The sequence below is a fragment of the Streptomyces sp. NPDC019937 genome, from assembly GCF_040631655.1.
GTDB lineage: Bacteria > Actinomycetota > Actinomycetes > Streptomycetales > Streptomycetaceae > Streptomyces.
This window is the reverse complement of record NZ_JBEYAL010000013.1, coordinates 172,173-179,918: the sequence shown is the minus strand read 5'-3', so window position 1 is coordinate 179,918 and position 7,746 is coordinate 172,173. Positions and strand designations below refer to the sequence as shown.

The window sequence follows — 7,746 nt, the reverse complement described above, 5'->3', positions numbered from 1 at the left end:
CCCTCATCGCGCGCTGTCGAAAACGCCGGGCTGGCGTTCGTCCTGAGGCACGATCGTCGGCTTCGCCACCCGCCCCTAGCTACCCGTAGAGCCCCCTAGGAGACCGTGTCTCATACGGCGAACGGGCCGCCGGAAACAGCGCGTCCGCCCGCCCCGTCGGACAACGGGACGGGCGGACGACGCTCCCTCGCCAAGGCGCGGCGGAACGGGTCAGGCGGACTCGTAGCTGACGGCGTGGGCCCCCTGCAACAGCTGCTCGCGGTTTCTGATGCCCATCTTGCGGTAGACCCGCGTCAGATGCTGCTCCACGGTGCTGACCGTGATGAACAGCCGGTCGGCGATCTCCCGGTTGGCGTACCCCTGGGCGGCCAGCATGGCGACGCGCCGCTCGGATTCGCTCAGCCCGCCGAAGCTGTCGTGGTCGGCGCGGTCGCCACCGCGGGAGCCCGCGCTCCCCCGGGGGCCGATGCTCCGCGGCGTGGACGTCGGGAGCAGCTCCTGGCACAGGAACTCCGCCTGGCAGCTCTTGGCGAGCCGCCACGCCCGCCGCGCGGTCGGCCGGGCCCGCTTGTCGCCCAGCTGCTGGTACGCGCGGCTGAGATCGGCCAGCACGGCGGCCGCCTCGTACCGTGCGCCACTGCCCTCCAGCAGGCGGAACGCGTCCCGCAGGACGGGCGGTTGCTGGGTGACCGGCTGCACCAGGGCCAGGCCGTGCAGCGCCATTCCTCGCGACCGGGTGAGCCCGGAGTCCGGCCTGGCGAGCTGCTTCTCCACGAGCCGGGCCGCCCGCTCCCGGTCGCCCAGCCGCAGCCACGCCTCCGCCTCGCCCAGCCGCCACGGCGCCACGGCGGGCGTATCGACGTTCCAGCGCCGCATCAGGCTGCCGCACCCCTGGAAGTCGGACAGCGCCAGATACGTGTTGCCGGTGGCCAGGTGGTGGCGCCCGCGCGCGTACAGATAGTGCAGCCCGGCGCGGGTGAGGAACAGCTCCGGCGGTGGCTCCGGCGTCAGGTACCCGGCCGCGGCCTGGTGGTCGCCCATCGCGGTGTGCGCCTCGATCAGTATGGCCAGCGCCAGCGCGCTGCTGACGTTCCACCGCGGCCCGGACAGCCTGGCGTACGCCGTCTCCGCCTGCCGCACGGCGTCGGCCAGCCGTCCGCGGCGCAGCGAGACGAGAGCGCCGACGCAGGCGATCTGCGCCCGCCAGGCCGGGGCGTCATGGCGTCCCGCGTCGCCCGCCAGAAGGTCGTGCCACGTGGCGGCGGCGTCGATCCGATCCGCGTAGCACAGGGCGAGCAGCGCTTTGGGCAGGCTGCTGAGCTGCGAGGTCGCCGCGTTCTCACGGCTCTGGAGCACCTGCTCGGCCAGGGCGATGGCGTACTCGTCGGCACCCCGCTCCAGGACCAGGGCGAGCGCGTGCCGGGCCCGCAGCTCGGAGTGGGACATGGCCGGGGCGGCGGAGGCCGGCAGCGGACGGCTCAGCCGGTCGAGCACGCCGGGGACTTCCGAGGCCATCAGCATCCGCGTGCCGTGCAGCGCGGTCGCCATCTCCTCGTCGTCGCCGTTGAGTTGGTCGACGGCCTCCAGCGCCTCGTCGAAGCCGAGGTGGAACAGCATGCCCTCGGCGGCCCACAGCGCGTCGACCCCGGTCAGCTTGCCTTCGACGATGGGGCCCTTGAGCGCGAGGAAGTGCGGGGCCGAGTCGGCGGGCCGCAGCTGCCACTGCCCGCAGGCGAACTGCGACTTCACCGACAGGCGCTGCGCCTCGTCCACGCAGCATTCGCGGGCCAGCTCCAGGCACCGGATGCCGCGCTGTACGTCGCCGTCGTCCAGGGCCTGGCAGGCGGCCTCGCGCAGCACGCCCAGCACCCAGTCCTCGTGCAGCGGACCGACGCCGAGCAGATGCGCGGCGACCGCCTGCGGCGGCGCCCCGCTGTCGTACAGCAGACGGGCGGCGCGATACCGCAGCTGCGTGGCCTCCTCGTGCGGCATCTCGCCGAGGACCGCCTGCCGTACGCCCGCGTGCCGCAGCCGCGCGCCGCCCAGCACGCCGATGCCGGTGAGCAACCGGAGGTAGCGTTTCAGCAGTTCGGTGTCGATGCCGCTCAACCGGCTCAGCAGCAGCGGCGTGGCCGCCTCGTCCAGCAGCGCGACACACCGGGCGAGCAGGACCGCGCGCGGGCCGATCCGGTGCAGATAGGCGAGGACCGCCTGATGGAAGACCGGGCCGAGCGCCACCCCGCCCTCGGGGAGCGGCGCGCTCCCGTCGCTGTCCGGCGGGGCTCCGGTGGCGGATTCGGGCGCGGCGCGCAGCCTGTGCTCCTCGATGAGCGCCTGGGCCAGCAGCGGATTGCCGCCGCTCAGGGTGTGGACCTCGGCGAGGAACCGGTCCGACGGAGAGGACGAGGGCGGGTTCGCGGCCAGCTCCCTCATACCCACCCGGGAGAGCGGCCCCAGGTGGAAACGGCGCACACTCGTCCGGTACAGCAGATCGTGGAGGATGCGCGGCGGCTGCTCCTCCACGGAGACACCGCGCGTGAAGACCAGCGCGAGGGGGAGCCGGTTCAGCCGCTGCGCCAGGTAGCGCAGGCAGGAGAGGCTGGCCGTGTCGGTGTGCTGGATGTCGTCCACTGCGATCAGCAGCGGATGCCGGGCCGCCAGGTCGGCGATGATCTGGTACGTCTGCCGTGCGACGGCCACGGAGTCGTCCTCCGCCACGGGCGGGACCGGGATGGCGGCCCCATCGGCCCCATCCGGCCGTGGGCCCCGCACCGCCTGCACCGCGTGCAGGAGCTGGGTGAGCGCGCTGTACGGGACGTCGCGCTCGTGCGGCGAACTCACCACGCCGAGCACCGTGCTGCCCGCCGCGGTGGCCCGCTCCGCCAGCGCGTTGAGCACCGTGGTCTTGCCCATCGCCGTCGATCCGCTGACCGCCGCGATGACCCCCCTGCCCCGCGCGGACTGCGTCAGTAGATCATCGAGCTGTTCCAGTAATTTTCTTCGTTCCACCAACACTGCTGAGCTTCCCCCTGTCGGCATCTTTGATCGCGAAGCCGGTTCCGATTTCCAGCACGCCCGGAACGGAACGGACTCGTCAATGCTGGAAGTTCGCGGCCTTCATTCAGCCACTATCCGGGCGGTAGGATATTCGGCGCGACGCCGCGGAACACCCCTCGGGGGTGTTCCTAGGGAAATCTTAGTCCGCGGGCACACGGTTTCCATGAAGGAGGCTCGGCCGGGTCTTTCCGGAGCGATGAATTCCTTGTGTGCGGCGTGAGTCATGCAAATACCAAAGCCGTAGAGAAACAGGGTATTTTGTTGTAGACACCTGTCACGCATCGAGACCAGAAGGCATGGTCACGGACCGGGGCGCGGCACGGCGAAGGCCGCGACGGTGACCGCCGCGGCCTGGGGCGACGGGCCGGCCGTCAGCCCTGGTACACCTTGTTGGTGCCCGGGCCGCCGGAGAGCGTGTCCTGGCCCTTGCCGCCGTACAGCGTGTCGTCGCCCTTGCCGCCGTGCACGTAGTCGTGGTCGGCCCGGCGCGCAGGATGTCGTTGCCGTCGTCGCCGTACAGGTTGTCCGCTTCGCCGGTTCCGGTGGAGGCGAGGACCCCGCCGGGCGGGCGGCCGGACCGGTCAGAGATGGAGAAGCGCGGTCGCGGGGGGCGAGACATACTGCTCGAAGCCGGTCGGGTCGAGCCAGGCGACGCCGACGCGGGACCGCGAGGGCGGGCCCGTCCCCTACCAGGGAGACAGGATGAGCATGACCATGAAGACGGGACCGCAGTCGCCTGCGCCGCACGTTGCCGACAGCCATGACCTGATCCGCGTGCACGGCGCGCGCGAGAACAACCTCAAGGACGTCAGCATCGAGATCCCCAAGCGCAGGCTGACAGTGTTCACCGGTGTCTCCGGCTCGGGCAAGAGCTCGCTGGTGTTCGACACGATCGCCGCCGAGTCCCAGCGGATGATCAACGAGACCTACAGCACCTTCGTGCAGGGCTTCATGCCGACACTGGCCCGGCCCGAGGTCGACGTGCTCGACGGGCTGACGACCGCGATCATCGTCGACCAGCAGCGCATGGGCGCCGACCCCCGCTCCACGGTCGGCACCGCCACCGACGCCAACGCGATGCTGCGCATCCTCTTCAGCCGGCTCGGGCAGCCCCACTTCGGCCCGCCCGGCGCGTTCGCCTTCAACGTCCCCTCGGTCCGGGCGAGCGGCGCGATCACCGTGGAGCGCGGCAACAGCAGGACCGTGAAGGCGACCTTCAGCCGCACCGGCGGCATGTGCCCGCGCTGCGAGGGCCGGGGCACGGTCTCCGACATCGACCTCACGCAGCTCTACGACGACTCCAAGTCGATCGCCGAGGGCGCGTTCACCATCCCCGGCTGGAAGTCGGACAACGTGTGGACCGTAGGGCTCTACGCCCAGTCGGGCTTCCTCGACCCGGACAAGCCGATCCGCGAGTACACCAAGAAGGAAATGCGGGACTTCCTCCACGGCGAGCCGACCAAGGTCAAGGTCAACGGCGTCAACCTCACCTACGAGGGGCTGATCCCCAAGATCCAGAAGTCGTTCCTCGCCAAGGACCGGGAGGCGATGCAGCCGCACATCCGGGCGTTCGTCGACCGGGCCGTCACCTTCACCGTCTGCCCCGAGTGCGACGGCACCCGGCTCACCGAGGGCGCCCGGTCCTCCCGCATCGGCGGAATCAGCATCGCCGACGCCTGCGCGATGCAGATCAGCGACCTGGCGGCGTGGGTTCGCGGCCTGGCCGAGCCGTCGGTGGCGCCGCTGCTCGCCGCGCTGCGGCACACCCTCGACTCGTTCGTGGAGATCGGCCTCGGCTATCTCGCGCTCGACCGGCCGTCGGGCACGCTGTCGGGCGGCGAGGCGCAGCGCGTCAAGATGATCCGCCACCTCGGCTCCTCGCTCACCGACGTCACGTACGTCTTCGACGAGCCCACCATCGGGCTCCACCCCCATGACATCCAGCGGATGAACAACCTGCTGCTGCGGCTGCGGGACAAGGGCAACACGGTGCTGGTGGTGGAGCACAAGCCGGAGACGATCGCGATCGCCGACCATGTCGTCGACCTCGGCCCCGGCGCCGGTACGGCGGGCGGCGGCGTCTGCTTCGAGGGCACGGTCGAGGGACTGCGGAGCGGCGGCACCATCACCGGCCGCCACTTCGACGACCGGGCCACGCTCAAGGAGACGGTACGGAAGCCCACCGGCACGCTTCCGATCCGCGGCGCGACCGCGCACAACCTGCGCGACGTCGACGTCGACATCCCGCTCGGGGTGCTGGTCGCCGTCACCGGCGTGGCCGGTTCCGGCAAGAGCTCGCTCCTGCACGGCTCGCTGGTGGGCCGTCCGGATGCCGTCGAGGCGGGGGTGGTGGCGGTCGACCAGAGCGCGATCCGCGGCTCCCGGCGGAGCAACCCGGCGACGTACACCGGACTGCTCGACCCGATCCGCAAGGCGTTCGCCAAGGCCAACGGCGTGAAGCCGGCGCTGTTCAGCGCCAACTCCGAGGGCGCCTGCCCCCACTGCAACGGCGCCGGTGTCATCTTCACCGACCTGGCGATGATGGCCGGTGTCTCCACCACCTGCGAGGAGTGCGACGGGAAGCGGTTCCAGCCCTCGGTGCTGGACCACCGCCTCGGCGGCCGCGACATCAGCGAGGTGCTGGCGATGCCGGTGGCCGAGGCCGAGGAGTTCTTCGGCGCCGGAGAGGCACGCACCCCGGCCGCCCACCGCATCCTCGGCCGCCTCGCCGACGTCGGGCTCGGCTACCTCAGCCTGGGCCAGCCGCTCACCACCCTGTCCGGCGGCGAGCGGCAGCGGCTCAAGCTGGCCACGCACATGGGAGAGAAGGGCGGCGTCTACGTCCTCGACGAGCCGACGACCGGTCTGCACCTCGCCGATGTCGAGCATCTGCTCGGCCTGCTCGACCGGCTCGTCGACTCCGGCAAGTCGGTCATCGTCATCGAGCACCACCAGGCGGTCATGGCACATGCCGACTGGATCATCGACCTCGGTCCCGGCGCCGGCCACGACGGCGGGCGGATCGTCTTCGAGGGCACCCCCGCCGACCTCGTCGCCGCCCGTTCCACCCTCACCGGCGAACACCTGGCGGCCTACGTCGGCGCCTGACCGGCATCGCTCCGGGAGAACCGGGCGCGCAGCTCCGCCTCGAGGACTTCGAGGGTGCGCCCCCGGGTCTCGGGGACGTAGGCCTTCACGAACACGAGCGCGCAGACGCCCGCCGCCACGAAGAGGAAGAAGGTGTTGGAGATCCCCATCGCGGACACCAGCGACGGGAAGACCAGGCCGATCAGGAAGTTGGTCAGCCACAGCACCACGGCCGCGATGCCCATCCCGAACCCGCGCATGCGGGTCGGGAAGATCTCGGAGAGCATCAGCCAGGTGACCGGCGAGATCGCGCCCTGCTGGAAGGCGAGGAACGTCACCGTCATGGCCAGCACCGCGAAGGCACGGACCGTGCCCTCGGGCAGGACGATCGAGAACACGCCGATGAGCAGCAGGGCGGTGGTCGTGCCGAGCTGGCCGGTCATCAGCATGGGACGGCGGTCGACCCGGCCGAGCAGCCAGATGCCGACGAAGGTGGCGAGGACCGAGATCACGCCGTTGGCGATGTTCGCGGTGAGGGCGCTGTCCGAGGTGAAACCGGCGTCGGTGAGGATCTGCGTTCCGTAGTACATGATCGTGTTGACACCGGTGATCTGCTGGACGATCGCGATGCCGAACCCCACGAACATCAGCTTGCGCATCCACGGAGTGGCCTTCATGTCCTGCCAGCCGCCGAGCTTCGCCTGCTCGTCCTTGACGGCGAGCGCGGACACCTCGCTCAGCTCGGCCTCGGCCCGCGCCCGCGACCTGATCTGCTGGAGCACCTCGAACGCCTGGTGGAAACGGCCCTGGGAGGCCAGCCAGCGGGGGCTCTCCGGCATCACCAGCATGCCGAACCAGAGCACCACGGCCGGGACGGTCGCGATGACCAGCATCCAGCGCCAGACGCCACCGGACTCACCCCCCACCCGCGCGATGACCGCGTTGGAGGTGAAGGCCAGCAGCTGACCGCTGACGATCATGAGTTCATTGCGGGTGACCAGCGCGCCGCGCCGCTCGGCGGGCGAGACCTCCGCGAGGTAGACCGGCACGGTCACCGAGGCGCCACCGACCGCGAGGCCGAGCGCGAACCGTGCCACGATCATGACCTCGGTGTTCGGGGCGAGCGTACAGCCGAGCGTGGCCAGGAAGAAGACCACGGCCAGCAGCAGGATGTTGCGCCGCCGCCCCCGCGCGTCCGAGAGCCGCCCTCCGGCGACGGCGCCCAGTGCCGCGCCCAGCAGCAGCGAGCTGGTGACCATGCCCTCGGTGACGGGGGTCAGGCCCAGATCGTCGGTCATATAGGGCAGGGCGCCGTTGATGACACCGGTGTCGTAGCCGAAGAGGAGCCCGCCGAACGTGGCGATGATCGTGATGACCCGCAGCCGCCGGGTCACCGCCGCCGGGGCGTCGTCGATGGGCGGGGCGGGGGCGGGGCGTGCTGCGTCGTCCCTGACGTCCATGGTCAGTCCTTTGCCGAACGGCGTGAGGGTGTGGGGCTGTTGGGGGATCTGCCGCGCTCTACTAGCGCGCTCCAGTAGGAGTACGATGGCGCTTGTCCAAATGTCATGTCAATAGAGGGTTGCCGTACGTTTTCAGGTGCGC

At 70.8% G+C, this 7,746-nt stretch carries 4 protein-coding genes; 1 reads left to right on the top strand and 3 read right to left on the bottom strand.

Translation table 11 applies throughout. The annotated features are described in order from the left end of the window. Positions 1-210 precede the first annotated feature (210 nt). Together ABZ562_RS15815 and ABZ562_RS15810 are read right to left on the bottom strand one after the other, a co-directional pair. The gene (locus ABZ562_RS15815) at positions 211-3,039 is read right to left on the bottom strand and encodes an AAA family ATPase (protein ID WP_361478835.1); all 2,829 of its coding nucleotides are present in this window, start codon (positions 3,037-3,039) and stop codon (positions 211-213) included. A 389-nt stretch (positions 3,040-3,428) separates the two neighbouring features. After that, on the bottom strand, positions 3,429-3,524 hold the full coding sequence (locus tag ABZ562_RS15810) for a hypothetical protein (RefSeq protein WP_361478832.1): 96 nt from the start codon (positions 3,522-3,524) through the stop codon (positions 3,429-3,431). A gap of 235 nt (positions 3,525-3,759) precedes the next feature. Here ABZ562_RS15810 and ABZ562_RS15805 point away from each other — a divergent pair, with 235 nt between their 5' ends. Further along, a complete protein-coding gene (locus ABZ562_RS15805) occupies positions 3,760-6,165 on the top strand; it encodes an excinuclease ABC subunit UvrA (protein ID WP_361478829.1) in 2,406 nt (801 codons plus the stop codon). Here ABZ562_RS15805 and ABZ562_RS15800 read toward each other — a convergent pair. Further along, positions 6,150-7,604, bottom strand: coding sequence for a sugar porter family MFS transporter (locus ABZ562_RS15800; protein ID WP_361478826.1), 1,455 nt, complete (start codon positions 7,602-7,604; stop codon positions 6,150-6,152). The genes ABZ562_RS15805 and ABZ562_RS15800 overlap by 16 nt on opposite strands. Positions 7,605-7,746: the final 142 nt, after the last annotated feature.

Coding starts and splice junctions, on each gene's coding strand:
- ABZ562_RS15815 (WP_361478835.1), bottom strand. CDS start 3,039: ATGCCGACAGGGGGAAGCTCAGCAGTGTTGGTGGAACGAAGAAAATTA.
- ABZ562_RS15800 (WP_361478826.1), bottom strand. CDS start 7,604: ATGGACGTCAGGGACGACGCAGCACGCCCCGCCCCCGCCCCGCCCATC.
- ABZ562_RS15805 (WP_361478829.1), top strand. CDS start 3,760: ATGAGCATGACCATGAAGACGGGACCGCAGTCGCCTGCGCCGCACGTT.